The sequence below is a fragment of the Sphingomonas sp. GW821-FHT02B09 genome, from assembly GCF_059421875.1.
Window position 1 is genome coordinate 92,289 of sequence record NZ_JBWKVV010000008.1, and the last position, 24,757, is coordinate 117,045.

Consider the following 24,757-nt stretch of genomic DNA (forward strand, 5'->3'; position numbering starts at 1 on the left):
TCGCGACGATATGGGCTTGGGGGGCACGACGCACCCGAACGGCACCTGCGTTCGTTCCAGCCGCCGGTGCCTGTCGCACCTTCGCGCCCAGCAAAGGACATGCCGCATGACGGACCTCACGCTCCACGATCTGTCGAAGAAGATGGCCAAGCTCGATTTCGCGATGATGGCCACCCGCTCGGCGGCCGGCGTCATCACCGCACGGCCGATGAGCAACAACGGCGACGTCGACTATCACGGCGAAAGCTATTTCTTCTCCTATCAGGATTCGCGCAAGATCGCCGACCTGCGCGACGATCCGCACACGACGCTCAGTTACACCGGCGCGGCCGGGATGCTCGGCGGGCCGCCGCTGTTCGTCACCGTCGAGGGCCGTGCCGCGCTGATCGAGGACCGTCAGGCGTTCGCCGACCATTGGACCAAGGATCTCGACCGCTACTTCCCCGACGGCATCGACACGTCCGGCATCGTGATGATCCGCGTCGACGCCGCGCGCATCCGCTATTGGGACGGCAGCGACGAGGGCGAGATCACGCCCTGACGCGGCCCGGCGGCCTCACGCCACCTGACTGAACTCCGCATCCTCGGCATCCGGGCCGCCGCTGGTCAGATCGAGCGCGAAGCCACGACCCGCGCCTGCTGGTCGAGCACCGATCCCGGCCGGGCTTTGCTCAGGTCGCCACCTTCGTCCCGCCGATCGCCGGCCGGCGGGGCGGGGCGGCCGCAATCGCCTTGCGCGCGCTCGTCCTCGTCCGCGCCGGGTGCGCCTCGTCGATCCGGAAGAAGCCGATGGTCTGCTGCAATCCCTCCGCCTGGTCGGCTAGCGCGTCGGAGGTGGAGGAGATTTGCTCGGAGGCGGCCGCATTCTGCTGCGTCACCTAATCGAGCTGCTGGATGGCGAGGTTGACCTGATTGGCGCCGATATCCTGTTCGCGGCATGCCGCGCTGATCTCGACGACGAGTTCGGCGGTGCGGCGGATACCGGGGACCAGCCGCGTCAGCATCTCGCCCGCTTCTCCGGCCGCGACGACGGTGGCGGAGCAGACCGACCCGATTTCCGCCGCGGCGGCCTGGCTGCGTTCGGCGAGCTTGCGCACTTCCGCCGCCACTACAGCGAAGCCCTTGCCGTGGTCGTCGGCGCGCCGCCTCGACTGCGGCGTTGAGCGCGAGCAGGTCGGTCTGGCGGGCGATCTCCTGGACGATGCCGATCTTCTCGGCGATCGTGCGCATCGCCTGCATCGCGCGATCGACCGCGACGCCGCTATCCTCGGCACGGCGATCCGATCCTTTCCATCCGTATTATTCATGCAACACACATTCGCCGATACGTTATGATCGGCGCATGACGATGACAACGACACGCCGTACGCTCCTGATCGGCGCAACCGCCGGAGCTATCACCAGCGGCGCCGGGGCGGCTAGGCGCACGTCCCCGGCGTTCCGGTTGCGGCCATGGCTGGAGCTTGCCGCGCTGCCGGGGGCGAGCTGGGCATGGCTCGACGGAGCGACGGTGACCGCGCAGGCCGAGGGCGACGCCCGCGCGGGCGTCCCCGCCAATCCCGAGACGCTGTTCGAGGCGGCATCGCTGTCGAAGCCGGTGCTGGCCGCCGCGGTCCACGCGCTCGTCCGCGACGGCAGGATCGACCTCGACGCGCCCGTCGCGCGCCATGTCGACTTCACCCGCGATGCCGCGACCCGCGCGATTACCCCGCGCCATTTGCTATCGCATGCCGGCGGCCTGCCGAACTGGCGCACCGATGCGGGCAGCTACCTTGTCAGCCGCTTCGCGCCGGGGTCGACGTTCCGCTATTCGGGGGAGGGGTTCGTTTTGCTCGGCCGGCTGGTCGAGGCGGTGACCGGGCGCACCGCGGCCGAGGTGGTGCGCGCCCGCGTGCTCGTCCCGGCCGGGATGACGCGCAGCCGCTACGGCTGGACCACGGAGCAAACGCCGGCGGTCGCTTGGGCGCACGACGCCGACGGGGAATTGATGCCCGAGGCCGGGCCGGCGCATTTCGAGGCGCAACGGGCCGCTGGACCGCGCCGCCCGGTCGAGACGTGGACGCGCAGCGACCAGATCGCCGCGGCTGCCGCGCTCGGCAAGCCGCCGCTGCCGCTCTTCATGACGCCGAACATGGCGGCGGGATTGTGGACGACGGCGGGCGATTATGCGCGCTTCCTGCGCTTCGCGCGGCGCTATCCGGCGATGGACGTGCCAACGGTGACGGTGGCGGGCGATCTGTCCTGGGGGCTGGGCTGGGGGCTCGAACGGTCGGGCGGGCGGCGCTTCGCCTGGCATTGGGGCAGCAACGACGGCGTCGCCAATCTGTTCGTCCTCGATCTCGACCGCGGCACGGGGCTGGTGGTGCTGACCAACGGCGCCGGCGGCCAGCGCGTCTATGCGCGCGCGGCGCGGGTCAGGTTTGCACGCGAGTTCGATGCGCTGACCTGGTTGCAGCCTTAACACGCGGCGATACGGGCATAAGGCGGGTGACGATCGCCGCGCAGGGGGATTAAGAGGCGGCATGCCCGATATACCGACGCTTCCCCGCCGTGGCCGCCGCTGGACCCCGTCGCGGTTCCGCGCGCTGCTGCGGTCGCGCGGGCCGACGTCGGTGCGCTTCCGCCAGCGGATCGCGGTGATCACCGGTGCGGTCGCGATCGGCATCGTCGCGGTGCTGTTCGCCGAAGCCGCCGACGCGACCGCTTTGTTGTTCGACCGATACGTGCGGCGGCTGCCGTGGCTGCCGCTGCTGACCACGCCGCTGGGGTTCGTGGCGCTGGTCTGGCTGACCCGCCGCTACGTGCCGCTGGCGCGCGGATCGGGCATCCCGCAGGTGATGGCGGCGCGCGCCGACCCCGCTGCGGCGACCGGCAATCTGATCGCGGTGAAGACGGTGACGGGCAAGGCGCTGCTGACGATGGGCGCGATCCTGTGCGGCGGCAGCGTCGGGCGCGAGGGGCCGACGGTGCAGATCGCCGCGGCGGTGATGGGGGTCAGCCACCGGCTGATGCGCGTGACGATGAAGGGCACGGTGGTGATCGCGGGCGGCGCCGCGGGCGTCGCCGCGGCGTTCAACACGCCGCTCGCCGGCGTGCTGTTCGCGATCGAGGAACTGGCCGCCGCCTATGAGCAGCGGATGACGCTGATGGTGCTGTCGTCGATCGTCATCGCCGGCATGGTCGCGCAGAGCCTGACCGGCAATTACGTCTATTTCGGCGAGATCGGCGCGCATATGTCGCTGACCGCGGCATTGGTCGTGGTGCCGGTGGCGGGCCTTGCCGGCGGACTGGCGGGCGGACTGTTCGCGCGCGCAATGCTGGCGCTGGCGCGCGGCGGCAGCCGGCTGACGCGGTGGAGCAAGGCGCGCCCCTTGCTGTTCGCCGGCCTGTGCGGGCTGGTCGTCGCCGGACTGGGCGTCGCCACCGGCATGACCTGGGGCACTGGTTATGGTGCCGCGCGCGGGATGATCGGCGGGGTCGATGCGCCCTTGTGGTTCGGCCCGGCCAAGTTCGTCGCGACGCTGGCGACGGCGGTGGCGGGGCTGCCCGGCGGCATCTTCGCGCCGAGCCTCGCGGTCGGCGCGGGCGTCGGCAACCTGCTCCACGTGCTGTTCCCCGCCGATCCCAACGGCGCGGTGGTGATCCTGGGCATGGTCGCCTATTTCACCGGCGTGGTGCGCGCGCCGCTGACCGCGGTGATCATCCTGTCGGAGACGACCGCGAGCCGCGGGCTGATGCTGCCGATGTTCGCCGCGGCCTTCCTCGCCGACTGGGCGAGCCAGGCGGTGTGCCGCGAGAAACTCTACCACGGCCTGTCGGCGACCTTTTCACCGCATCAGGCGCCTTAGTGTATTATATTGATGGCACACTTATGGCGCGCCTGCTAGTATCGGTCTGCCAGTGCCTCTTTACCCTGTGCCTGGCGATCCTTTGATGGACTCCTCCGGCTGCCCCTCGTCCGGGGGGCAGCCGGCCTTTTGCCGCGGCCCCGCAATAATGTGCTTTTTCCGCACGTTAACCTTTGCGGTCTAGCGTGGAGGCAAGGACACGCCGCACAGGAGGGAGAGCGATATGGAGGAGCTTCGGCCGATGCCGCCCGGCGCGACGCCGCTGGCGATCCCGCCCGAGCTGGCGGCGAGCGTCGCCCGCCATCAGGAGCATCTCTCCGCGCTGATCGCCAGTCTGCGCGCGGCGGGCGTCGACGAGGCTATGGTCGCCGCCAGCGTCCGCACGTTGGTGGACAGCTATGCCGACGAACTCACCGCCGCGTTGCGCGAGATGCTGAGGGGGCAGTTGCATGGATGACACCCGGCTGCACGACGAGGATGCCCGCGTCGCCGCACTGCGCCGGCTGGACGTGCTCGACAGCGCGGCGGAGTCGCCGTTCGAGAAGATCGTGACGCTGATCCGTACCGTGCTGGCGGTGCCGATCGCGACGGTGACGCTGGTCGATCGTGACCGGCAATGGTTCAAGGCGGAACGCGGCATGAACTGCCGGCAGACACCGCGCGCGATCTCCTTCTGCACCCACACGATCCAGCAGCGCGAGCCGCTGATCATCGCCGATGCGCAGGCCGATCCGCGCTTCGCCGCCAGCCCTTTGGTCGCCGGGCCGCCCCATGTCCGCAGCTATGCCGGCATCCCGCTGCGCACCCCCGAGGGCTATAACGTCGGCGCGCTGTGCGCGATGGACACCGTCGTCCGCCAGTTCACCGCGGCCGAGATCGCGATCCTCGGCAATTTCGCCAATATCGTCTCCGACGAACTCGAGCTGCGCATGATCGCACAGGTCGATCACCTCACCGGCGCGCTGACCCGCCGCGGCTTCGTCGAACAGGCGGAGCGCGAGATCGCGCGGTCGTGCCGTTACGGACGGTCGAGCACGTTGGTGATGCTCGACCTCGACCATTTCAAGGCGGTCAACGACACCTATGGCCATCCGATCGGCGATCAGGTGCTGCAACGCGTTGCCGAGGTCGCCAGCGTAACGCTGCGCCCGAGCGACGTGCTCGGCCGGCTGGGCGGCGAGGAATTCGCGCTGCTGCTCCCAGAGACCAACGGCGACGAGGCGATGGTCGTCGCCGAGCGGCTGCGCGGTGCGATCGCCGATCACCCGATCGCGCTCACCGACGGCCGCATGCTGCCGGTCAGCGCGAGCTTCGGCGTTGCCGCACTCGGCCCCGACATCGCATCCTTTCCGGTCTGGCTGCAGCGCGCCGATACGATGCTCTATGCCGCCAAGGCGGGCGGGCGCAATTGCGTGCGCCTGGCGCCGGCGTAGCTCACCCGCCGGCGTCGAACGCGAGGCTGGTGCCGATCCCGGACAGAAAGGCAAGCGCACGGTCTTGCGCCTCCTCGCGCTCACCGCGCTCGGCGACGATCTCGGCCCGCGCGTCCATCGCCACCGTGACGAGCGGGATCGCCTCGTCGACACTGAGCACGGACCGGGCGACGAGACCGTGGATCAGGCTTTCGACCAGCAGCAGCGCCGCTTCGCCATGCGCGTCGGCAGCCGGCGGTGCAGCCCTGTCGAGGTCGAGATTGGGGGCGGGGTCGCGATTGTCGTCGATCATGATGCGCGTCATCCGTTCCGGTCAGGCGCGAGCGTCTTCTGCGTCTCGCAGCCGGCGGAGCCTGGGATATGGCCGACAGGGACATAGCTAGCAGGAATCGGGCCGCCTGCCTCATGCTTGCATCAACATTTGTATATAACTTTGAGCAATATTACATGCTGGGATCCTGTGTGATGAAGCAGCATGACCAATCTCTTCGTCGAAAAACTCCGCGGTTATTCGCCGCTCGACGAAGACGACGTCGCCGGGCTGCTCGCGCTCACCGCCCGCCCACGGGTTATCAAGACGCGACATGACCTGATCCGCGAGGGCGACCGGCCCGGCCCGGTATTCGTGATGATGGAGGGCTGGGCGTGCCGCTACAAGGTGTTGCCGAGCGGCACGCGGCAGGTGCTGGCGTTCCTGATGCCGGGCGATGCCTGCGATCTCCACATCGGCCTGCTCGCCGAGATGGATCACAGCATCCAGACGATCACCCCGGCGCGGGTGGTGATGATCGACCGGATCGACATGGACCTGTTGATGGCGCAGCGGCCGGCGGTGGCACGCGCGATGTATATTGCGCAGCTCGTCGACGAAGGCACGATGCGCGCCTGGATCACCAGCATGGGCCGCCGCACCAGCATCGAGCGCGTCGCGCATCTGATGTGTGAATTGTACCTGCGCGCGCGCGATATCCAGATCGCCGGCGATGAATCCTTGTCGCTGCCGCTGTCGCAGGTGCTGCTTGCCGATGCACTGGGCATGACCAGCGTGCACATCAACCGCGTGCTCAAAGAGCTGCGCGTGGCCGGTGCGATGACGCTGCATCGCGGCAGCCTTGAGGTCAGCGATCCCGCCAAGCTGGTCCGCATCGCCGGCTTCGACGACGGCTATCTCCATCGTCGCGCCAGGACCACCTCATAATAACAATTTACGTCGGCTATCTGAACGCATGTTGCCAAAATGACGGCTGCAGCACGCTAGCATCGCTCCGCGGATGATCCGTACAACAACGGCGCAGGAGTCAGTATGGAGGAACAAGACGGCAGCGCGGTGGCGCGAGCGCGTTTGTTGATCATCAACTCCGTACTGGCCGACATGCTGCTGGTGGCCGACGCGGGCGACGAGCATCTGATCAGCGCGATGATTGCCGACAGCCGCAATTGCGTCGCGGCGCGGCTCGCCGCGCTTGGGCCCGCAAAGCCACGACACTGATCGATGCCACCGCACGATCAATCGGCATCTGCGGCTAACCCGGGCAGGGTGGGCCCCCGACATTGGCATATCAGGAGCTGATCGACGATCACGACCGGATCGACCGGCTCACCCGCCAGCTCGAGCAACTGACCGGCAGTCCCGACGATCGCTTCGCCGAGGCCGACCGGCTGCTCGCGCAACTCTCCGCCGCGATTGTCACGCATCTCGCGAAGGAAGACAGCTTCATCTACCCCAATCTGGCGCGGTCGACCGATCCCGCCGATGCGAACGGCCTGATAATCGAGTTCGAAATCCTCAAGAAGGACTGGACCGACTTCCTTGCCATTTGGGCGCAACCTGATCGGCCGGCGGACTGGTCGGCGTTCCGCCACGATGCCGGCGGCATGCTGGAACGGCTGCGCGAGCGTGTCATCAAGGAAACCAGCCTGCTCTACGCGATGGCGCTGCGTGAAGGCCTGATTCAGCTACGCCCGTCACCGCGCGACGCCGGTCCGACATAACCTGTGGCGGCGGGACTCAGCCAGTGCTCCCGCACAAGCGGGAACACAAAACCGGACCGTAGGCGCAAACCCGCGGAGTGACGCGGCTAGGCCGGTATCGCCTCGATCGTCGCGGTGTCGGCGGCCGGGATGCCGTTCTCGCGATGGCGGAAGTCGCTGAGCGCCTTGTAGACCTGCAGCCGCGCGCGCATCACCCCGCCGAGCGGGCGATGCACCGCGAGGCTGTGCGCCGGACGGAAGGTCATCACCTCGTCGAAATAATGGACGCGCTCGGGACCATAAGCGGCCTGACGCGGCAGCCGGATCGTCGCGACGGTGACATAGGCGCTGTCCTCGACCGGCCATTCCACCGACGTGTCCTCGATCGGCTGCGTCTCGGCATTCGCCCACAGCTGCGCGCGCAGCTCGAACACCGCGTCGTGCACGTCGAAATAGTCGACCGCGGCGTGGCGGAAGCCGTCCTCGTCGGCATGCGGGTCGAGCTGCCAGTCGCCGAGCGCCCGCTGCTCGGGCGCGACGGGGAAGGCGCCGAGCTTGGCGACGTAATCGCCGAAGCGGATCGGGCATTGGCTGAAATAATAATCGTCGAGCGGGTGGCTGAACGGATGGCCATAGAAATCGAGCGTCGGGCTCGGCCCGCCGGTGACCGCGTCGAGCACCTTGTTGATGTTGCGCGCGAGCGACGAGGCGACGCTCTTCACGCCCTCGGGCAGCGGCGTCGCCGCGCCGATCTTGCCGGCCTGCGACAGGAAGCCCGCGGCGGTGCCGGCGGGGAAGGTGGTGCCGCTCGCCAGCACGAAATCCTGCGTCGGCGCGTCATGGCCGGGCAGTTTCTCGCCCTCGACGCCGAACACCTTGATCGCCATGCCTCGATGCGTCGAGACGCGGTCGCCGAGCCGCTCGCCCGGCCCTTGTGCGAAGCGCACCGCGACCTGGAACGTGCCGCCGCGCGCGAACAGGCCTTGCGCCAGTTCGGGCGGCAGGTCGTCGGCGACGGTGAGTTCGCCGATCACGCAGGCGGTGCTCTTGGCGTGGCTGGCGCGGACGGCATGGCCCTCGCGCTGTTCGACCGTCTGGCTCTCCTTGGTCATGCCGGCGATGATGCCGTCGATCGTCTTCTGTTCGTCGGGCTCGGGCGTCTCGATCCCGGGGGCGTAGCGCAGATAGGTCATGATTGCCTCCGGATCACTTGACGGGCGGGAAGGAGAACAGCTCGGTCTTGATCGACGCGGGCGCGCCCGGCGTGAACCAGTTGGTGTCCTGGATATGGCTGGCGGTGACGTACATCGTGCCGTCGCGCCCTTCCGAGAAGGTGTCGGGCCAGCGCAGCCGGCGGTCGGTCAGCACCGTCTCGACGGTCGACCCGTTGAGCCGCTTGATCGCATAATCGGTCGGCGAGGTGAGGTATAGCACGCCCGCCTGGCTCATCCACAGGCCGTCGGCGACATGCGTCTGTGCGACGGTGGTCACCGCGGCCGCGCGGTCGGCCTCGCTGACCTCGGGGCGCAATTTGGCGGTGTCGATCGCGTAGAGCGTCTTGCCGGTCAGCGCCTGATAATACAGCGTCTTGCCGTCCTTGGAGATGGCGATGCCGTCCGACGCGAAAGCCGGCTGGCGGCCGTCGGGACGGACCAGCGGCTTGCCGTCGATCGCCACCTTGACCGTCTTGTCGATCTGCGTCGAGGCGTGGCCGTCGAGCGCGCGGAAGCTCTTGCCGCTCTCCAGATCGACGACGATGATCGCGCCGCGCGTGCCGGAATCGGTGATGTAGCCGGTCTTGCCGTCGGGCGAGAAGCGGATGTCGTTGAGATAGGTGCCCTGCAGCGCGACGTCGCCGGGCACCGCGATCACCTTGGTGACGCGGTTGCCGGCAAGGTCGATGCGGACGAGCTTGGGCGCGCCCTCGAGGATCTTCTCATTGCCCGGCGCGCCGGGGTCGAGCACCCAGAGATTGCCGTGGCCGTCGGGGACGATCGACTGGACGCATACGAAATAATCGCCGACCGGCAGTTCGTTGGCGCGCGCGTTGCGCCAGCTGTTCCACTTGGCGTCGGGATAGGGGCGCAGCGAGCCGTCCTTCATCACCTCGGCGACCGAGATCGGCGCATCGTCGGTCCAGCGCGGGAAGTTGACGAAGCGGCGGCCGTCGGCGGTCACCGCGACGCCGGTCGCCTGATGGTCGAATTGCGCGACCTGGGTCAGGCGGCTGTCGCGCCCCTGCGCCTGGGCGACGCCGACGGCCGCCGCGGCGACGAGGCCGATCGCGGCGATACCGGCGGCAAAGGGGGCGACTTTCTTCATGGGCAAACTCCGGTCGATACTATCGGTGAGCGCGGCGGGATCGCCGGCGAACAGGTTGAGCAGGTGGCGCGCGACCGCATCGGGGTTCTCGCGCTGCGGGAAATGGCCGACGCCGGCGAGATGGACCTTCGCGAACGGGCCAGTGAATTTGGCGGGAACGTCCTGCGACGCGCTCGGCGGATTGATCCCGTCGGCGTCGCCTTGGATGTACATCGCGGGCAGCGACAGCGTGCGCGTCGCCTTGACCCTGTCCTCGAGCCACTGGCTGCGCGGATCGGGCTCGGCCTCGTCCCAGCGCGCGCGATAGCTGTGCAGCGTCACGTCGACCCAGTCGGGATTGTCGAACGACCGCGCGACGCGCGCGAAGGTCGCCTCGTCGAACCAGCCGGGCGGCGACCAATTGACCCAATGGATGTGCGCGAAGCCTTTGCGGTCGTCGCGCACCGCCTGCGCGCCGCGCGCGGTCGCCATGAACCAGTGATACCATTGCCGCTGCGCCTGTTCGAACGGCGGGGTCGGCATGCCACCGAGCCGCGGCGGGGTCGACAGCATCGCCAGCCGCACGATCCGCTCGGGCCAGCCGACCGCGAGCGCCTCGGCAGTGTTCGATCCCCAGTCGTGGCCGGCGACCATGAAGCGCGCGATGCCGAGCGCATCCATCAGCGCAATGGCGTCGATCGCCAGCATCGCGCTGTTGCCGGTGCGCGGCGCCGCGGCATCGGCGAAGCGGGTGGCGCCGAAGCCGCGCAGGGTCGGCACGATCACCCGGAATCCCGCCTCGGCCAGCACCGGTGCGACCGCGTCCCAGGTAGATGCATCGTCGGGCCAGCCATGTATCAGCAAGATCGCGGGCGCATCGCGTCCGCCCAATTCGCGATAATCGATGATCAGATCATCACGGGCGACCGTCGGCATGGCGTTCTTTCTGTTACGTCACCGCCGACAACCGTCGATCAACTCGCGCGTTCCAATTTTAATCTGAATCAATAAAACATATTGGCCGGGAACGACGGGCCAAGGCTGCCGTTCTGGCCGCTACACCCGGCATCGGCGCACGGCCGGTTCGCCCCTGGCAGGAAAGGCCGCATCATGGCTCGGCAACGGTATCGTCCCCCGCACGACTTCGGCCTCGGCGGGGTCGCGATCGGCAACGAATTCCAGTTCGCCACCGACGATCAGGCCGAGGCGACGCTGGCCGCCGCCTGGGATGCCGGCGTGCGCTATTTCGACGTGTCGCCCTGGTATGGGCTCGGCCTCGCCGAGCGGCGCTTCGGCCGCTTCCTCGCGCGCAAGCCACGCGACGAATTCGTCCTCTCGTCCAAGGTCGGCAAATTGCTGCGCGCCAGCCGTGACCATCAGGCGAAACGCTATTTCCCGTTCACCAACTCACCCAATACGCCGCATTTCGATTACAGCGCCGATGGCGTGCTGCGCTCGATCGACGACAGTCTGCAACGGCTCGGGCTCGACCGGCTCGACGTCGTCTTCGTTCACGACCTGTCGCCCGACAACGATTTCCTGCCCGACGATTGGGAGACATTGTGGACCGTCGCGGAGCGGGGGGCCTTCCCGGCGCTGACCCGGCTGCGCGAGGAAGGCGTGATCGACGGCTGGGGGATGGGGGTGAACTGCCCGCAGCCGATCCTGCGCTGCCTCGAGGTCGCCGACAGCGACGTGCATCTGCTCGCGAGCCAATATTCGCTGGTCGATCACGCCAATGCGGTCGAACAGGTGCTGCCCGCGGCGCGCGCGGCGGGGGTGAGCTTCGTCGTCGGTTCGGCGCTCAACGCGGGCTTCCTGGGCGGCGAACCGCGCTACAATTACGGCGCCGACAATATGGTGATTGCCGCCGACAAACGCGACAAGCTCGCGACGCTGCGCGCGGTCGCGGGGCGGCACGGCGTCGATCTCGTCGCCGCGGCGCTGCAGTTCAGCCTGGCGCCCGACGTCGCCGCGGCACTGATCGTCGGCACCGCCAGCCCGGCGCATATCCTCGCCGACCATGCCGCGTTGCGGGCGAAGATCCCTGCCGGCTTCTGGGACGAATTGCGCGCGACCGGCGTGCTCCATCCGGACGCGGCGGTCCCGCCGGCATGATGCCGACCCCGGGCGAACACGGCCCCCGTCGTGTTCGCCCGGGATCGGCCGCACCTCAATGGACCGCGACGCCCTCGTCGACGAGCCCGAAGCTTTCCTCCAGCGTGGCGATCGACATGCTCAGATGAGCCGCCGGCAACGCCAGCCCCATCCGATCCATGATCATCAGGGCACGTTCCATCAGGGACAAAGCTTCGAAACTGTCGGTCATCGTTCGTATCCATTGGCCCGGGTTAGGGCTGAGCGGCGCCTACGCAACATAAGCGCCGCCTACCAACGAACTTAGCCAATGATTGTAAGTGATTGCGTGACGAACCGATGATAGCTTCGTCATGATTAACATCATCGTAAGCATGTAAACGCCAAACAACTTGCAGAGGCAAGAGCTTTCGCCACCCTTATGTGGCAATATCATTGTCCGACCCCGCTTATGATCTCCGTCCGGCCATGACGATTATCAGGAACCAGTCCCTCCTGCACGCCGTGGCATTGACCGGCCGGCATACGGTCCATATACGAATCGTATAGCCGAAAGGGACGAAGAAATGGGTATCGTCAAGATCGACGACGCACTGCACGCACAGGCGCGCCGCGCCAGCACGACGATGTGCCGCTCGATCAACGCGCAGGCCGAATTCTGGATGAAGATCGGCATGCTCGCCGAGGCCAATCCGACGCTGTCGTTCAACGATATCGTCGCCACGCAGCTGTCGGTCCGCGCGGCGGCAGCCGCCTGATGGTCAAGACTCCCGACGAACTGGCGCTGATGCGCATTGCCGGCCGGCTGCTCGCCTCGGTCTTCGAGATGCTCGACGCGCAGGATCTCGCCGGCATGTCGACCTTGCAGATCAACGACATGGTCGAACGCTTCATCACCGTCGACCTCGCCGCGCGGCCGGCGAGCAAAGGCCAATACGGCTTTCGCTTCGTGCTCAACTGCTCGATCAACCAGGTCGTCTGCCACGGCGTCCCCGACGCCGACGAGATCGTCCGCGACGGCGACATCATCAACCTCGACATCACGCTGGAGAAGAACGGCTTCATCGCCGATTCCAGCAAGACCTATCTGGTCGGCGACGCCCCCGCCGCGGCGAAGCGGCTGGTCCGCGTCGCGCAGGAAGCGATGTGGGCGGGGATCCGCCAGGTCCGCCCCGGCGCGCATGTCGGCGACATCGGCTTCGCGATCGAGCGCCATGCCCGCCAGAACGGCTATTCGGTGGTGCGCGAATTCTGCGGCCACGGCATCGGCCGCGACATGCACGAGGAGCCGCAGGTGCTCAATTTCGGCCGGCGCGGCGCGGGCGTACGGCTGCGCGAGGGCATGACCTTCACGATCGAGCCGATGGTCAACCAGGGCAGCCGCAGGGTCTCGACCCGCGACGACGGTTGGACGGTGGTGACCGACGACGGCAAGCTCTCCGCGCAATTCGAGCACACCGTCGCGGTCACCCACGACGGCGTCGAGGTCCTGACCCTGCGCCGCGACGAGACGCAGGCGGGGTAGGGGACGGTGCCGGGCTGCCCGGTCGGCGTACCTGCGCTCGATCCGCCCCGACCCGTCAGCTCAGACTTGGTCCTTCAGGTCGAGGATCGGATGCCACGTACACGACGTCGGCGTGAGTTCGACGGCGCTCGAGCAGATTCGCCCGGCTTCCGCTATGTTCGCCAGCGTCGCTGTACGCCCTGGCTCGAGGATCACGATCTTGCGCCGGCCCGCGCTTTCCAGCGCGAAGTGGCAATTGCCGGTGCTGCTTGTCACGCAGCGGACTTGCAGAAGATGGCGATTGCCATCGTAATCGGTCGCCGTGGCGAGCTTCGTACCGGGATGATAGGCAAACGACAGCCTGAGATCCGGCCGCGGCAATGCCGCTGCCGTCAAAGCGACCGCGCCGAATATGGTCGCAACCACCAATGATCGCCGGATCGAAATCATAAGCCCCCCATTCCAATCGAAAGAGTGATCGGACTCGACCGGTTTGTCGAGCGTGATGACCGCATCGCGCAGCCGCCATTCAGGTGGTGCGGTCTATCGCCGCGGGATCAGGATTTGATGGAGCGAATGATGACCGTGCTGATCACCGCTTTGGCCTTGGCCGCGACCGGCGCGGGGGCACAGATGCCGGCGCGCGACTATCCGAGCTGCGACCTGCGCGCGCAGCATACGCTCGTCGGCGCGCCCGGTGGATCGAGCGGGGACCGGGGGCAGGCGCATGTCGCGCTGCGCGCCAACATCCTGCAGGCCGACATCGGCAACGCCCGCAAGGCACGCCGGCTGACCCAGCCGCAGGCCGATATGCTGTGGCAACGCGTGGAGCGCGTGCGTCACGGCAGCGACGGCTTCACGCGACAACAGGGCTTCCTCAGCGCAGGCGAACGAGCCTCCTACGATCGCGCGCTGGACGCCGTCGCCACCCGCCTCTGCCGGCGGTGATCCGGCGCGGCCGCGCTCAGCCGCGGGCGAAGATCGTCGCGGCGCCCGAGGCGACCGACGCGAGCCGGGCGACCGCGGCGTCGTAAGCGGCGGGCATCTGCGTCATCGCCGCCATCGCACGATCGATGTCGTTGAGACTGCCCCGCGCGGCATCGTGATCGTCCGCGCCATGCTGCCGCTCGGCGCGGCGCAGGATCGCGCGTACCTCGTTGGCGAGCGCGCGCGCGTCATTGGCGAAGGCGGCGTCGTCGGCGCCATCGTCCGGATGTGCCGCAGCGCCGCGCCGGCCGGCCTCGCTCCGCGTCCGGGTCGTGGTGCCCGCGGCGGGAGTCACCTGCGCTTCGCTGCGGGCGGCGTTGCCGGTCGCGCCGGCGGGGTCCTGCGGCACGTCCTCGGCCGGCGCGGGGGTCGGCGTCAGATTGGCCCCGCCGACGATCGTGACCTCGGTGCCCTGCACCGCGAAGGCGGTACCGCCGGCCCCGACATATTCCTGCACCGCTTCGGCCAGTTCGCGCGCGATCTGCGCCGCGGCCTGGACGAGCTTCTCGGCATCGGTGGCATGGAGCAATTTGAGCAGGTGCAGCCGCGTCTTCAGTTCGGCGATCCTGGCGGCTGCGCGCGCCTTGCCGCCATCGCTGCCGCTGCGTCGTACCGCGTCTAGCGTCGCCAGCGCCTCGCTCGCGGCCTGCGTGCCGTCAGCCGATCCGATTCCCGGGGCCTCGGCCGCGGATACCGGTGCGACGCGGTCATGCGGCATCGGGGCGATCGCCGTCAGCGTGGACCTGGCTAGCTTCATGGACCGTCACCCCATCGTCACCCGTCCATTATAGCGGGATCGCCGTGCCCGCGGAAACGCGCCGCCTCAGACCGTCCCGTAGACGTCGCGCCCACCCGCGGCCGCGCCCGCGGCGAGATTGGCGCGCGCCTGTTCGATCGAGGCGGTCGTCTCGTCGCCCTTGCCGACGACGATGCCGGCCGAGGCGGTGAGCGGCCCGATCACGTCGCCGCTGCCGCGCAGCTTCAGCCGCCGCGCATGGAACGCGTCGAGCGCCTCCTCCGCCAGCGCCCGCGCCATCGTCAGCGCGACGTCGCGCAGCACGACGATGAATTCGTTGCCGCTCCACCGGATCAATTCCTCGTCCGGGAAGCTCTCGCGCAGCGTCGCCGCGAAGGCGCTGAGCACGTTGTTGCCGACCGACCGGCCATAACGTGCGTTGATCCCGACCAGCCCGTCGATCCCGAACAGGATCATCACATACGACCGCCCCGACAGCGCGACTTCGCGGAACAGCCGCTCCCCGCCGGCCTGGTCGAGCGCCGCGGTGAGCCCGTCGCGCTCGTGCCCGGCGACGCGCGGCGCGCCACCGGTGATCGCGTCGCGCAGCCGGGCGAGCTCGCCACGCAGGTCGGCGAGCTCGCGCTCGGCCTGCGCCAGCCGTGCGACGATCGCATCCTGGTCGACCGGTACGCGGCCTCCCGCCGCGCCGATATCCGCGCCGAGCGTGCGGGTGAGGTCGTGGGCGTCCGCGGCGAGCGATCCCAGTTCGTCCGCCTGCATCGCGACGTTGCGCTCGCGCCACGTGACCTCCGGCGGCCCGTCGCGACAGTAGCGGTCGATCAGCATCGTCGCGGTATCCGCGGTCAGCCGCAGCCCGCCGTCGGTATGCTCGTCGATGTCGCGCGCCAGCGGCGAATGCGGATTGGCGACGTAGCGGCTGGCGAGATCCTGATAGGCCGGACTCGGGTCCAGCCGATGCCGTTCGAGAAATGCCAGGGCCTCGCGGGCAAGGTCGAACGACGGCATCGTGACGGGTGCTTTCGATAGGACCGTTTTGGAGATAGGACAGTTGCCCTGACGCGAGATATCGTGCCCGGATGCGGCAGGCAACATCCTGGGTTATGGAAACATCGTGCCTGACACGACGGGCGGCGGGCAAGCCCTCATCCAGGATAGTGTAGCGGCCGTTCACCCTCTTCACGCGGCATCCTCCTTGATTGTCATACGTTTAGTCGAAAACCGCAGGCGCATTCCGCAGCGGCGGGGGCCTTCGACGGGCCGCAACGGGAGCATGACGTGATGCGGCCAGGCCTGTATGTCCCGATCGCGCTGGCGCTGGCGCTGGCCGCATGCGGCGATGGCGACGGCGGCAGCGACGCCGCCCCGATCGGCAGCCCCGCACCGACACCGACACCGACGCCGGTGCCGACGCCGACACCGACCGCGACGCCCACCCCGACCCCGGCGGTGGCCGCGGTCGACCAGCGCGTCGTCGCCAGTTTCGACAATCCCTGGGCGATGGTGTTCCTGCCCGACGGGCGGATGCTGGTCACCGAGAAATCGGGGCAGCTCCAGCTCGTCACCCAGACCGGCGGCAAGACGCAGGTCGCCGGGGTGCCGCGCGTCACCTTCTCGGGCCAGCTCGGCCTGCAGGACGTCGTGCTCGACCCCGGTTTCGCAAGCAACGCACGGATCTGGATCAGTTATGCCGAGCCCGCCAGCGGCGGCCAGCAGCTCGCCGTCGCGCGCGCGACGCTCGATCTCGCCACCACGCCGCGGCTGACCGACCTTGCGGTGATCTGGCGCGCGACGCCGGCGACCACCGGCGGGCAGCTGGGCGCGCGGCTCGCCTTCGCGCCCGACGGCCGGACATTGTTCGTCACCAGCGGCGAGCGCCAGCAGGGCACGCCGGCGCAGGATCTGTCGGGGATGCTCGGCAAGATCGTGCGGATCACGCTCGACGGCAGCGCCGCATCGGGCAACCCCTTCGCCGCGACCGCCGGCGCGCGCGCGGAGATCTGGTCGCTCGGTCATCGCAATCCATATGGCCTGGTCTTCGCGAGCGACGGCCGCCTGTTCGAATCCGAGATGGGACCGGCGGGCGGCGACGAGTTCAACCTGATCGAGGCGGGCAAGAATTACGGCTGGCCGCGGGTGTCGGAGGGCGACAATTACGACGGCACGCCGATCCCGCGCCACGCCACCAATCCTGCCTATACGCCGCCCCTGGTCAGCTGGACGCCGGTGATCGCGCCCGGCGGGATGATCCAGTATCGCGGCACCGCCTTTTCCGGCTGGACCGGCGACTTCCTGCTCGCCGGGCTGGCGCAACAGGGCATCGTCCGCGTCCGGGTGTCGGGCAGCACCGCCAGCGAGGTCGCGCGCATCGGCCTCGGCAACCGCATCCGCGAGATCGAGGAAGGGCCGAACGGCACGCTCTGGGTATTGCGCGACGGATCCGGGGGCGCGCTGGTCCAGCTGACGCCGCGATAGGGGAGGCGAGGCGCCGTTACGTCGACGATCGCTCCGTCGCGCGCCGCGCCAGGCTGGCATAACAGCCGGACAGCGACTCCGCTTCGCCGGTCTTGATGCGGTTGCAGACCGCATCGACCGGCCGGATCGGCAGCGATCCGACGACGATGCTGGGGTTGAAGATCGTGCCGCCGCGCGCCGCGGCATCGCCGTCGTCCGCCCACGCGCCCCCGAGATTGCGCCGGATCACCTCGCCGACATAGCAGGCCACGCCGATCACCAGATCGGCGACGTCCGCCGGATCGACCCTCTTCTGGTGAAGCCCTTCGAGGAATGCGTCCATCTGACCGATGCCCGCTTCGGAATAGTCCAAGGCGCTGCCCGTATCATCCTGATAATATGCGACGAATTCCTCCGCCTGCTCCTGTATCCCTGCCCGATCCACGCCGTCCCCCCGGATATCCGCGATGATCCCCATTATAGCGGCAACGCGCGACGCGCCGGCCTTTGGCCGCGCACTCGTTCAGGAACGATGTCATGTCGGTCGCGTAATGCTGACCACCAGCCCATTTCCGGGTGCGGAGAGATATCCATGAAAATCAGCACGATCCTGGGCGCCATCGGCATGATCGCCGCCACCCTCGGCACGGTCGGCACCGCCGACGCGCAGCGCCGCGACCACGACCGCGATCGCGGCCGCTACGAGCATCGCGACCATCGCGGTCCGCACGGCATGCGCCACGATCGCGGCCGCCGCTTCGAGCGCAACCGTCACGATCGCTGCCGCACCGTGATCCGTCACGACCGCCGCGTCCGCGTCTGCCGCTGACCGGATCCGGAGCCGGCGACCCTCGCGTCGCCGGCTCCCCCCTGCGGCTAGCGCAGCACGACCTGCGGATCGACCAACCGCACGTCGTGCATCTGGCTGAGATAGGCCTCGTAATACCCTTTGTGCGACGCGCCGACGATGGCGAGCATCCGCATGCCGGGATAGCGGCCGAGCACGTCGCGGATGTTCGCGACCATACGCAGGTTGCGCGTCTCCCAATACCCGACATAGCCCCGGCCGAATTGCTGCGGCGATGGTTCGATCAATGCGGCGCCGAAATCCGCGCGATAGGCCTGTAGCGGCATCTCGAGCGAATTGAGGAAACGATAATAAGCGAGCAGGCCGCCGGGCTGCGACAGGCCGCGCCGCAGCGGCGCCTCCGCCGCTGCGCGGGCGCGATTGGCGGGATTGTCCCAGGCCCGTTCGATCGCCGCCTGATACGCCTTGCGCTCCGCCGGATCGGGGCTGTCGGGCGTGTCCGCGGAATGGTCGTCGACGCTCCACAGCCGTTCGAGCCCGAGCCGCGCGGCGAGTACCGCCGCGATCAGACTGCTCTCGTTACGTGATACCCTACGCGCGTCGAGCGCGGTCACCAGCGTGGCGTCGAGCCCGTCGCCAGCATGGCGCTCCACTACGGGCAGCCGCAGCCACTGCACCAGCGCGGAATTCGGCTCGCCCGCGGCGAGGAACACCGCCGCCAGCCGGCGCCGCTGCGCGGGCGAGGGCGCGGCGGGCCAGCCGGCAAGCAGCCGCTCCGCCTCGGCATTGGCAGCGGGGACGTCGAGTCCGGTCGCACGGCCGGCGGGCGCGGGATCGAAGCAATAGGCCTCGACCGTCTCGTCATAACGCGACGGATAACGACGCAGCGCATCGCATTGCAGGCCGGACATATCCTCGGTCGCGATCCCCGTCGGCCGCCAGTCCGCGAGGCGGTCGAGCAGCGGCGTGAGCGTCGCCGGCTCGAAATCTTCGGGGAGGCCCGACAAGTGCAGCGTCCCAAGCACCAGCACCTCGTTCGGCTTGCCGACGGGTGGTCCCTTCAACGTCTCCGGGTGAAAGACGGGGTGGTAATCTTGCGCCGGCGCTGCTCCCCCAGCCAGCAACAGCGCCGCTACGACCCCACCCACAAACCTGCGTACCATGCGCATCCCCCAAAAGCGGATGCGTCATGCTACCACCACTGTATTGGGCGAGCAATACAGTGGTATACGATTACCGCACCGCGCTGCGCAGCCCGGCGGGAAGCTGGTCGATCGGGCAGTAACGATAGGACGTCGCAGGGCCGTACGTCGCCAGCGTGAAGGTCAGCGCATCGGCGACGGTGACCGTCTGGCGCTCGACGAAGCGGGGGGCGGGGCCGGCACCCGCGTCGATGCACGACTGGCTGACGGTATAGCGATTCCCCTTGCGCGACAGCACCCGGGCGCGACAGGCGCGGGTGTGTGCGGTACTGAGGCCGCGGCCGTCATATTGGCGGATCTCGGCATTGGCCGGATCGCGGCAGCTCGCGCCTTTCATAACGTAGATGCCGGGCTTGAGCGGGTAGACGCCGCCCGGCCTGGGCGAGGGATCGACGCTGGCCCAGGCGCCGGTCGCGGCGAGCAGTGCCAGCAGCGGCGCGGCGATCGTCATGCGTGTCATACATCCTCCTTGGTTGCCTGACGGATAAACCCGGCAAGCCGGACCGCGGCTCCATTGCGTCATGGCTGTTTTGAGTGCATATAACGGGCAGGGAGTGCACTCATGCTAGCCGCGTTTCTCGACGATATCCGCGATCACGACATGATCGCCCCGCGCCGCATGGCGGACCGGCTGCGGCTGCCGATGGCGCAGCTGGCGCGGCTGGCGCACGTCAATCGCAACACGATGGCCGCCAAGCCGGAGAGCCCGGCGGTGCAGGCCAAGCTCGGCGAGATCGCGCGGATCATCGCGCGCGCCGCCGAACTGTCCGGCGACGAGGGCAAGGCGATCATCTGGTTCCGACACCAGCCGATCGCCGGTTTCGGCAAGACCGCCGAGGAACTGGTCGAGGCGGGGGAGGCCGCGGCAGTGCTGTGGACGCTCGAGACGATGGACCAGGGCGTCTATGCGTGACGGGTCGCTGAGCTGACCGACGCATGGCCGTTCCGCTCCACCCGCTCGCCGCGCGCTATTGGCGGATGCTTGGCGTTCGCTGGCAGGGACAGCCGTTCGACAGCGGCGCGCATCTGACCGGCGGACGCTGGAACCCGCCCGGCATGGCCGCGCTCTATCTGTCCGCCGACTACAATACCGCGATCCGCGAGATGCATCAGGATCTGGTACGGCCGGGGACGCTGGTCGCCTACGATCTGGTCGCGACGGCAATCGCCGACCTGCGCGACGCCGATCCGGCGATCCTCGATTGCCAATGGCGCCGCATCTTCAAGCTGGACGGCGGCATCCCGCCGAGCTGGACGCTGGCGCAGACGCTGCGCGACGCCGGGGCCGAGGGCGCGCTGGTGCCGTCGGTCCAGCACCGCGGCGGCACCAATCTGGTGCTGTGGCGCTGGCACGACGCCCGCCTCGCCGGCGAAGGCGCGGCGCTGACCCTGCTCGATCCCGAGGCGGTGCTGACCGGCCGCTAGCGCGACGGTCGGCGTCGCCGCAGGACATCGTCCGCGCGATGCCGCCAATAGCCGACCGCGCCGCGCAGCTTGTGGCGCAGGCGGAAGGCGTAGAAGGCGCGGATGCCGCCATGGGTGGTGACGGGATCGGTGAGATCGCGGCGCAGGTCGGCGATGTCGCGTGCCAGCGCGCGCCGGATGCGCGGATCGCGCCAGTGCTTGGCGTAGAGCGCACCGTCGCCGAAGCCATAGCCGGCGAGCAACGCCGTCTCCTCGTCGAGCCGCCGGCGGCCGTGATGATGGTCGACGACGAAACGGTGATCGTAGTGCAGCGCGATATCCTGGCGCATCGCGCGGACCAGGAAATCGGTGTCCTCCGCGGCGACGAACGGCGCGCCGGCACCGAAGCGCGCGTCGAACGCGCCGACCCGCCGCGGCACGTCGGCGGTGAAGGCCAGGTTGGCGCCCATCACGAAGCCGCCGGGAAAGCTGCCCGCGGGCGCGGTCATCGGATGATCCTCCAGCTTCACCGTCACCGGCAGGTCGGCGGGATCGCCGAGCAGGATGCGCCCGCCGATGATCGCCGGCCCCGCCACCTCGGCGAACGCCTGGACCAGCGCGGGGAAATAATCGGCGTGGAGGACGCAATCGTCGTCGGTCATCGCGACGATCCGCCCGCGCGCCCGGGCGAGGCCGAGGTTGCGCGCGCGGGCGAGGCCGGGCCGCGCCTCGTGCAGCCGATGGACGGGGAAAAGCGGCCGCCACGCCGCCAGCCGCCGCGGCGTATCGTCGCGCGAGCCGTTGTCAACGAGGATCACCTCGACCGCCAGTGCCGGGGCCGCCGCGACCGCCCGGTCGATCGAGGCGAGCGTCGCGGCCAGCGACGCGCTGCGGTCGCGCGTGCAGACCAGCAGGCTGACATCGGGACGCACGCCGCTCACCCCGCGTCGCGCAGCCGTTCGGCGAGGACGTGCGCCTCCGCCATCGTCGCCGCGGTCGCGACCGGCGTGGCGGCGGACCAGGCGGCGGCATAAGCGGCGATCTTGCCGTAATCGTTATCGAGCACGACGTGCGGAATGCCGAGCAGGTCGGCGAGGATATGGCCGTGCAGCCGGTCGGTGACGATCACCTCGCCCTGCGCGAGCAGCCGCAGGCCGCGCGCGACGCGCGCCTGCGCCTGCGCCTCGCGCGCCGCGACGCCGGTACCGGCTGGCACATCGGGATCGTCGTCGAGCCAGTCGACGACGCGCGCCGGCGCCGCTGGCGCGCCGCCATGATCGCGCCGTTCGTCGTCGCTGCGCAACAGCATCAGCAGCGCGACCTCGGCCGCGCCACGCGGCTGCGCGCCCAGCGCGATCGCGGAATCGGGTACGAGATCGACGGGGCAGGCGATCCGCGCGGTGGCGAAGGCGTGGCTGCGCGCATCGCGAACGTAGAGCGTGAAATCGGGATGTTCCGCGGCGAGCGCGGCGAACCGCCCGGCCCTGGCGGGATCGCGGAAGTGGATCGACTGCGGCAATTGCACCACCGGCCGGTCGCGCACCGTCGCCAGCAGATGTTCGCGGAAATGCTGATGATGCGGCCAGATGTCGCCGAGATTGCCGCCGCCATGGAGGAACAACGTGCCGCTCGGGCAGGCGCGGCGGAAGGCGTCGGCATCGAAGTCGTGCCATGTCGACACGTAGACAGGTCCACAGCCGGTGATGCGGCGGAGCATCGCCAGCTCGCCGAGCCAGATCGCGCTGTCGCCGACATTGGCGTGATCGGGGAAATCGACCAGCGCATAAGGCGCGCCGGCGCCGACGTGCGCGCGATAGCAGGCGTCGAGTACCGCCAGCGGTGCGGGCGCGGTCATGCCGCGAGCACCGCACGATCGGCGCCGGCCGCACGATAGAGCGCCTCGCACCGGTCGAGCCATATATCGCGGGTGAACATCCGATCGACCCGCGCGCGCGGCACGAGGCGGGGGATGGCGAGCGCCGTCCCGATCGCTGCGGCGAGCGCGGCGACGTCGCCGGCGGGGGCGAAGGCACCGGCCTCGCCGATCACCTCGCGCGCGGCGCCCTGGTCGAAGGCGGCGACGGGCAGACCGCACGCCATCGCCTCCGCCGCGACGAGACCGAACGGCTCGTCCCAGCAGGGGGTGAACAGAAATACCGAGGCGCGCGCCATCTCCGCCGCGAGCGCCGCGCCGGCGAGATGGCCGCCGTAGCGCACCGTAGGCCCAAGCAGCGGCGCGACCTCGGCGGCCCAATAATCGGGGTCCTCGACCGGTCCGAACAAGGTGAGCGGCACGCCGGCACGCAGCGCCGCCTGCGCGGCGAAATGCGGCCCCTTGTTGGGGGTCATCCGCCCGCACCAGAGCGCGCTGCCGTCGCCCTGCGGCGAAAAGCGCCACGCATCGGCATCGATGCCATTGTGCAGCACCGACGCCTGCGCCGGCGCGCCCTCGGGCCACCAGGCGGCAAGCTGCGTCGCCGAGGTGACGGTGAGCCGATGCCCCGGCGTCGCGCTGGCGCCGACGAACCAGTGCAACGCATCATAGGGCGGCACGTGCAGCGAGGTGACGGTCGGCGTCACCGCGGTGCGCCGCGGCTCGATCGCGAACCGGTGCAGGCTGTTGTTGTGGACGACGTCATAGCCGCCCGCCGAGATCCGGTCGCAGGCGGCGGCATAACCGGCGTCAAGATGCGCGATCAGCGGCGCCGAGCCGCGATGCTCCGCCCAGGGGAAGACGCATTCGTAATGTTTCGTCACGACGGGATCGATCGCGAAGCGCGGATCGCTGTCGCCCGAGGCGAACAAAGTGACGTCATGGCCGCGCGCCTGCAGGCCCGCGGCGAGCTGCCAGCAATGCGCCTCCATGCCGCCCGCGAACGGCTGCGCGATACGCTGACGGACATGGGCGAGGATCGCGATCCTCATGCCGCGGCGCGCGCCTCGAGCTGGCGGATGACACTGGCGGTATTGGCATAGGGCTGGTGGCTCTGCTGGCCGGTGAGCGCGAAATCCTCGGGGCCGGGACGGCGCAGGATGCGCACCGGACGGCCGGCGGTGTCGTCGACCAGCCCCATCAGGCGGAAGGCGTGCAGCCAATGGCCCATGGTGCGATAGCCCCATTTCGCCTCGAACAATTCGGCGTTGCGCACGACGCTGTCGAGATGATGGACCGGCGGCATATGGTGCGGGTGATATTGGTGATAGGCGCGCCCGCCCTTGATCCACGCGATCTCCACGCCGGCCTGGTCGAGCGTCTTGCCGAAATCGGTGTCCTCGCCGCCATAGCCGACATAGCGTTCGTCGAATCCGCCGATATCGAGGAAGGTCGCGCGCCGCATCGCGAAGTTGAGCGACCAGAAGCAGCGATAGTCGTTGCAGCGCTCGACACCCTGCGGCGGGGGACCGCGGCGGTCGGAATGGCGCACCGCAAGTGCCTCGAACCGGTCCATCGACAGATCGGCCTCGGTCGCCCCGCCGGGCAGATAGAGCACCTCGCCCATCAGCAGCGCGTCGGTGTCGGCGAGGAAGCCGGCATAATCGGCGACCAGATCGGGCGTCGGGATGCAATCCATGTCGAGGAAGACGATCCCCTCGCCCTGCGCGCTGCGCGCCGCGGCATTGCGCGCCGCGGCGAGCGGCAGCGCGTCGGCGACGACGTGCATCTGGCGGATCGGGAAGGGGGCGGCGGGCAGCTCATAGGCCTCCGCCTGCATCACCGCGACGATCAGCTCGACCGGCATCTGGCGCTGCCGCGTCAGGCCATGGACGAGATTGACGAGATGATCGGGCCGCCCCTTGGCGAGCGTGACGACGGAGATGGAGGTCATAGCGGGTTCCGTAAGAGAGGAGGGCTGGGGTGCGTGGGGGTCGTGGGACTTGGTAGATTGCCCCCCATATCCGTCACCCCATACCCGTTCCGGGGTCCACCGAGCCGCAGGCGTGCGCTCGCCCCTTCAGCCACGCACCGCGCCGCAGAGTGGACCCCGGAACG

30 protein-coding genes and 1 pseudogene are annotated in these 24,757 nt (G+C 69.0%); 16 read left to right on the forward strand and 15 right to left on the reverse strand.

The window, feature by feature from the left end; genetic code table 11:
- The first annotated feature begins 106 nt into the window (after positions 1 to 106).
- Positions 107 to 541 (forward strand): pyridoxamine 5'-phosphate oxidase family protein, encoded by a 435-nt coding sequence (locus AC07U4_RS21355; RefSeq protein ID WP_495196978.1) that lies wholly within the window; start codon positions 107 to 109, stop codon positions 539 to 541.
- A 15-nt stretch (positions 542 to 556) separates the two neighbouring features.
- Here the strand turns inward: AC07U4_RS21355 and AC07U4_RS21360 are convergent.
- Positions 557 to 1,284 (reverse strand): annotated as a pseudogene (locus AC07U4_RS21360) (methyl-accepting chemotaxis protein); the annotation flags it as partial.
- Positions 1,285 to 1,342: 58 nt separating this feature from the next.
- Here AC07U4_RS21360 and AC07U4_RS21365 point away from each other — a divergent pair.
- The 4 genes from AC07U4_RS21365 to AC07U4_RS21380 all read left to right on the forward strand — a co-directional run bounded on the left by AC07U4_RS21365 (position 1,343) and on the right by AC07U4_RS21380 (position 5,281).
- Positions 1,343 to 2,461: a serine hydrolase domain-containing protein gene (locus tag AC07U4_RS21365; protein ID WP_495196979.1), complete on the forward strand. Its 1,119-nt coding sequence runs from the start codon at positions 1,343 to 1,345 to the stop codon at positions 2,459 to 2,461.
- Between the two features lie 61 nt (positions 2,462 to 2,522).
- Complete coding sequence (locus AC07U4_RS21370) at positions 2,523 to 3,848, forward strand: chloride channel protein (protein ID WP_495196980.1); 1,326 nt, start codon at positions 2,523 to 2,525, stop codon at positions 3,846 to 3,848.
- Between the two features lie 223 nt (positions 3,849 to 4,071).
- On the forward strand, positions 4,072 to 4,305 hold the full coding sequence (locus AC07U4_RS21375) for a hypothetical protein (RefSeq protein ID WP_495181362.1): 234 nt from the start codon (positions 4,072 to 4,074) through the stop codon (positions 4,303 to 4,305).
- On the forward strand, positions 4,298 to 5,281 hold the full coding sequence (locus AC07U4_RS21380) for a GGDEF domain-containing protein (RefSeq protein ID WP_495196981.1): 984 nt from the start codon (positions 4,298 to 4,300) through the stop codon (positions 5,279 to 5,281). The genes AC07U4_RS21375 and AC07U4_RS21380 overlap by 8 nt, the downstream gene beginning before the upstream one ends.
- Before the next feature lies 1 nt (position 5,282).
- Here AC07U4_RS21380 and AC07U4_RS21385 read toward each other — a convergent pair whose 3' ends face one another.
- Positions 5,283 to 5,573 carry a hypothetical protein gene (locus AC07U4_RS21385; protein ID WP_495196982.1) on the reverse strand — a complete coding sequence of 97 codons (291 nt, stop codon included), beginning with the start codon at positions 5,571 to 5,573 and terminating at the stop codon, positions 5,283 to 5,285.
- Between the two features lie 183 nt (positions 5,574 to 5,756).
- Here AC07U4_RS21385 and AC07U4_RS21390 point away from each other — a divergent pair, with 183 nt between their 5' ends.
- From AC07U4_RS21390 to AC07U4_RS21400, 3 genes are all read left to right on the forward strand, one after another.
- Positions 5,757 to 6,479: a Crp/Fnr family transcriptional regulator gene (locus AC07U4_RS21390; RefSeq protein WP_495196983.1), complete on the forward strand. Its 723-nt coding sequence runs from the start codon at positions 5,757 to 5,759 to the stop codon at positions 6,477 to 6,479.
- A gap of 105 nt (positions 6,480 to 6,584) precedes the next feature.
- Positions 6,585 to 6,770 carry a hypothetical protein gene (locus AC07U4_RS21395; RefSeq protein ID WP_495196984.1) on the forward strand — a complete coding sequence of 62 codons (186 nt, stop codon included), beginning with the start codon at positions 6,585 to 6,587 and terminating at the stop codon, positions 6,768 to 6,770.
- Between the two features lie 62 nt (positions 6,771 to 6,832).
- Positions 6,833 to 7,273, forward strand: a complete 441-nt coding sequence (locus AC07U4_RS21400; protein WP_495196985.1) for a hemerythrin domain-containing protein — start codon at positions 6,833 to 6,835, stop codon at positions 7,271 to 7,273.
- Positions 7,274 to 7,359: 86 nt separating this feature from the next.
- Here AC07U4_RS21400 and AC07U4_RS21405 read toward each other — a convergent pair whose 3' ends face one another.
- Together AC07U4_RS21405 and AC07U4_RS21410 are read right to left on the reverse strand one after the other, a co-directional pair.
- Positions 7,360 to 8,445, reverse strand: coding sequence for a catalase family protein (locus AC07U4_RS21405; RefSeq protein WP_495196986.1), 1,086 nt, complete (start codon positions 8,443 to 8,445; stop codon positions 7,360 to 7,362).
- 13 nt (positions 8,446 to 8,458) lie between these two features.
- Complete coding sequence (locus tag AC07U4_RS21410) at positions 8,459 to 10,489, reverse strand: alpha/beta fold hydrolase (RefSeq protein ID WP_495196987.1); 2,031 nt, start codon at positions 10,487 to 10,489, stop codon at positions 8,459 to 8,461.
- A gap of 174 nt (positions 10,490 to 10,663) precedes the next feature.
- Here AC07U4_RS21410 and AC07U4_RS21415 point away from each other — a divergent pair, with 174 nt between their 5' ends.
- On the forward strand, positions 10,664 to 11,671 hold the full coding sequence (locus AC07U4_RS21415; RefSeq protein ID WP_495196988.1) for an aldo/keto reductase: 1,008 nt from the start codon (positions 10,664 to 10,666) through the stop codon (positions 11,669 to 11,671).
- Positions 11,672 to 11,726: 55 nt separating this feature from the next.
- Here the strand turns inward: AC07U4_RS21415 and AC07U4_RS21420 are convergent, their stop codons facing one another.
- Positions 11,727 to 11,882 (reverse strand): hypothetical protein, encoded by a 156-nt coding sequence (locus AC07U4_RS21420; protein WP_171009366.1) that lies wholly within the window; start codon positions 11,880 to 11,882, stop codon positions 11,727 to 11,729.
- Positions 11,883 to 12,216: 334 nt separating this feature from the next.
- Between AC07U4_RS21420 and AC07U4_RS21425 the strand changes: the two genes are divergently transcribed.
- Positions 12,217 to 12,408, forward strand: coding sequence for a ParD-like family protein (locus AC07U4_RS21425; protein WP_041394142.1), 192 nt, complete (start codon positions 12,217 to 12,219; stop codon positions 12,406 to 12,408).
- Positions 12,408 to 13,175, forward strand: a complete 768-nt coding sequence (map, locus tag AC07U4_RS21430; RefSeq protein ID WP_041394143.1) for a type I methionyl aminopeptidase — start codon at positions 12,408 to 12,410, stop codon at positions 13,173 to 13,175. Before AC07U4_RS21425 ends, map begins: the two co-directional genes overlap by 1 nt.
- A gap of 60 nt (positions 13,176 to 13,235) precedes the next feature.
- Here map and AC07U4_RS21435 read toward each other — a convergent pair whose 3' ends face one another.
- On the reverse strand, positions 13,236 to 13,604 hold the full coding sequence (locus tag AC07U4_RS21435; protein ID WP_495181368.1) for a hypothetical protein: 369 nt from the start codon (positions 13,602 to 13,604) through the stop codon (positions 13,236 to 13,238).
- A gap of 129 nt (positions 13,605 to 13,733) precedes the next feature.
- Here AC07U4_RS21435 and AC07U4_RS21440 point away from each other — a divergent pair, with 129 nt between their 5' ends.
- The gene (locus AC07U4_RS21440) at positions 13,734 to 14,102 is read left to right on the forward strand and encodes a hypothetical protein (RefSeq protein WP_495196989.1); all 369 of its coding nucleotides are present in this window, start codon (positions 13,734 to 13,736) and stop codon (positions 14,100 to 14,102) included.
- Between the two features lie 16 nt (positions 14,103 to 14,118).
- Here AC07U4_RS21440 and AC07U4_RS21445 read toward each other — a convergent pair whose 3' ends face one another.
- Together AC07U4_RS21445 and AC07U4_RS21450 are read right to left on the reverse strand one after the other, a co-directional pair.
- Positions 14,119 to 14,898 (reverse strand): hypothetical protein, encoded by a 780-nt coding sequence (locus tag AC07U4_RS21445; protein WP_495196990.1) that lies wholly within the window; start codon positions 14,896 to 14,898, stop codon positions 14,119 to 14,121.
- Positions 14,899 to 14,964: 66 nt separating this feature from the next.
- Positions 14,965 to 15,906, reverse strand: coding sequence for a diguanylate cyclase domain-containing protein (locus tag AC07U4_RS21450; protein WP_495181371.1), 942 nt, complete (start codon positions 15,904 to 15,906; stop codon positions 14,965 to 14,967).
- A gap of 273 nt (positions 15,907 to 16,179) precedes the next feature.
- On the opposite strand from AC07U4_RS21450, the gene AC07U4_RS21455 reads away from it, so the two are divergent.
- Positions 16,180 to 17,373: a PQQ-dependent sugar dehydrogenase gene (locus AC07U4_RS21455; protein ID WP_495196991.1), complete on the forward strand. Its 1,194-nt coding sequence runs from the start codon at positions 16,180 to 16,182 to the stop codon at positions 17,371 to 17,373.
- Between the two features lie 16 nt (positions 17,374 to 17,389).
- On the opposite strand, the gene AC07U4_RS21460 is transcribed toward AC07U4_RS21455, so the two are convergent.
- Positions 17,390 to 17,797, reverse strand: a complete 408-nt coding sequence (locus AC07U4_RS21460; RefSeq protein ID WP_495196992.1) for a hypothetical protein — start codon at positions 17,795 to 17,797, stop codon at positions 17,390 to 17,392.
- A 147-nt stretch (positions 17,798 to 17,944) separates the two neighbouring features.
- Between AC07U4_RS21460 and AC07U4_RS21465 the strand changes: the two genes are divergently transcribed.
- Positions 17,945 to 18,181 (forward strand): hypothetical protein, encoded by a 237-nt coding sequence (locus tag AC07U4_RS21465; RefSeq protein ID WP_041394156.1) that lies wholly within the window; start codon positions 17,945 to 17,947, stop codon positions 18,179 to 18,181.
- A 47-nt stretch (positions 18,182 to 18,228) separates the two neighbouring features.
- On the opposite strand, the gene AC07U4_RS21470 is transcribed toward AC07U4_RS21465, so the two are convergent.
- Both AC07U4_RS21470 and AC07U4_RS21475 read right to left on the reverse strand, forming a co-directional pair.
- The gene (locus AC07U4_RS21470; RefSeq protein WP_495196993.1) at positions 18,229 to 19,323 is read right to left on the reverse strand and encodes a DUF5694 domain-containing protein; all 1,095 of its coding nucleotides are present in this window, start codon (positions 19,321 to 19,323) and stop codon (positions 18,229 to 18,231) included.
- A gap of 70 nt (positions 19,324 to 19,393) precedes the next feature.
- The gene (locus AC07U4_RS21475) at positions 19,394 to 19,822 is read right to left on the reverse strand and encodes a hypothetical protein (RefSeq protein ID WP_495196994.1); all 429 of its coding nucleotides are present in this window, start codon (positions 19,820 to 19,822) and stop codon (positions 19,394 to 19,396) included.
- A 102-nt stretch (positions 19,823 to 19,924) separates the two neighbouring features.
- On the opposite strand from AC07U4_RS21475, the gene AC07U4_RS21480 reads away from it, so the two are divergent.
- Together AC07U4_RS21480 and AC07U4_RS21485 are read left to right on the forward strand one after the other, a co-directional pair.
- Positions 19,925 to 20,275, forward strand: coding sequence for a hypothetical protein (locus AC07U4_RS21480; RefSeq protein ID WP_495196995.1), 351 nt, complete (start codon positions 19,925 to 19,927; stop codon positions 20,273 to 20,275).
- Between the two features lie 23 nt (positions 20,276 to 20,298).
- Positions 20,299 to 20,787, forward strand: coding sequence for an RES family NAD+ phosphorylase (locus tag AC07U4_RS21485; RefSeq protein WP_495181377.1), 489 nt, complete (start codon positions 20,299 to 20,301; stop codon positions 20,785 to 20,787).
- Here the strand turns inward: AC07U4_RS21485 and AC07U4_RS21490 are convergent.
- The 4 genes from AC07U4_RS21490 to AC07U4_RS21505 are packed head-to-tail and all read right to left on the reverse strand — an operon-like array spanning position 20,784 to position 24,593.
- On the reverse strand, positions 20,784 to 21,698 hold the full coding sequence (locus AC07U4_RS21490) for a glycosyltransferase family 2 protein (RefSeq protein ID WP_137897730.1): 915 nt from the start codon (positions 21,696 to 21,698) through the stop codon (positions 20,784 to 20,786). The genes AC07U4_RS21485 and AC07U4_RS21490 overlap by 4 nt on opposite strands.
- 5 nt (positions 21,699 to 21,703) lie before the next feature.
- Positions 21,704 to 22,621: a polysaccharide pyruvyl transferase family protein gene (locus AC07U4_RS21495; protein ID WP_495196996.1), complete on the reverse strand. Its 918-nt coding sequence runs from the start codon at positions 22,619 to 22,621 to the stop codon at positions 21,704 to 21,706.
- A complete protein-coding gene (locus AC07U4_RS21500) occupies positions 22,618 to 23,691 on the reverse strand; it encodes a glycosyltransferase (RefSeq protein ID WP_495196997.1) in 1,074 nt (357 codons plus the stop codon). The genes AC07U4_RS21495 and AC07U4_RS21500 overlap by 4 nt, the downstream gene beginning before the upstream one ends.
- A complete protein-coding gene (locus tag AC07U4_RS21505) occupies positions 23,688 to 24,593 on the reverse strand; it encodes a galactosyltransferase-related protein (RefSeq protein ID WP_041394167.1) in 906 nt (301 codons plus the stop codon). Before AC07U4_RS21505 ends, AC07U4_RS21500 begins: the two co-directional genes overlap by 4 nt.
- Positions 24,594 to 24,757: the final 164 nt, after the last annotated feature.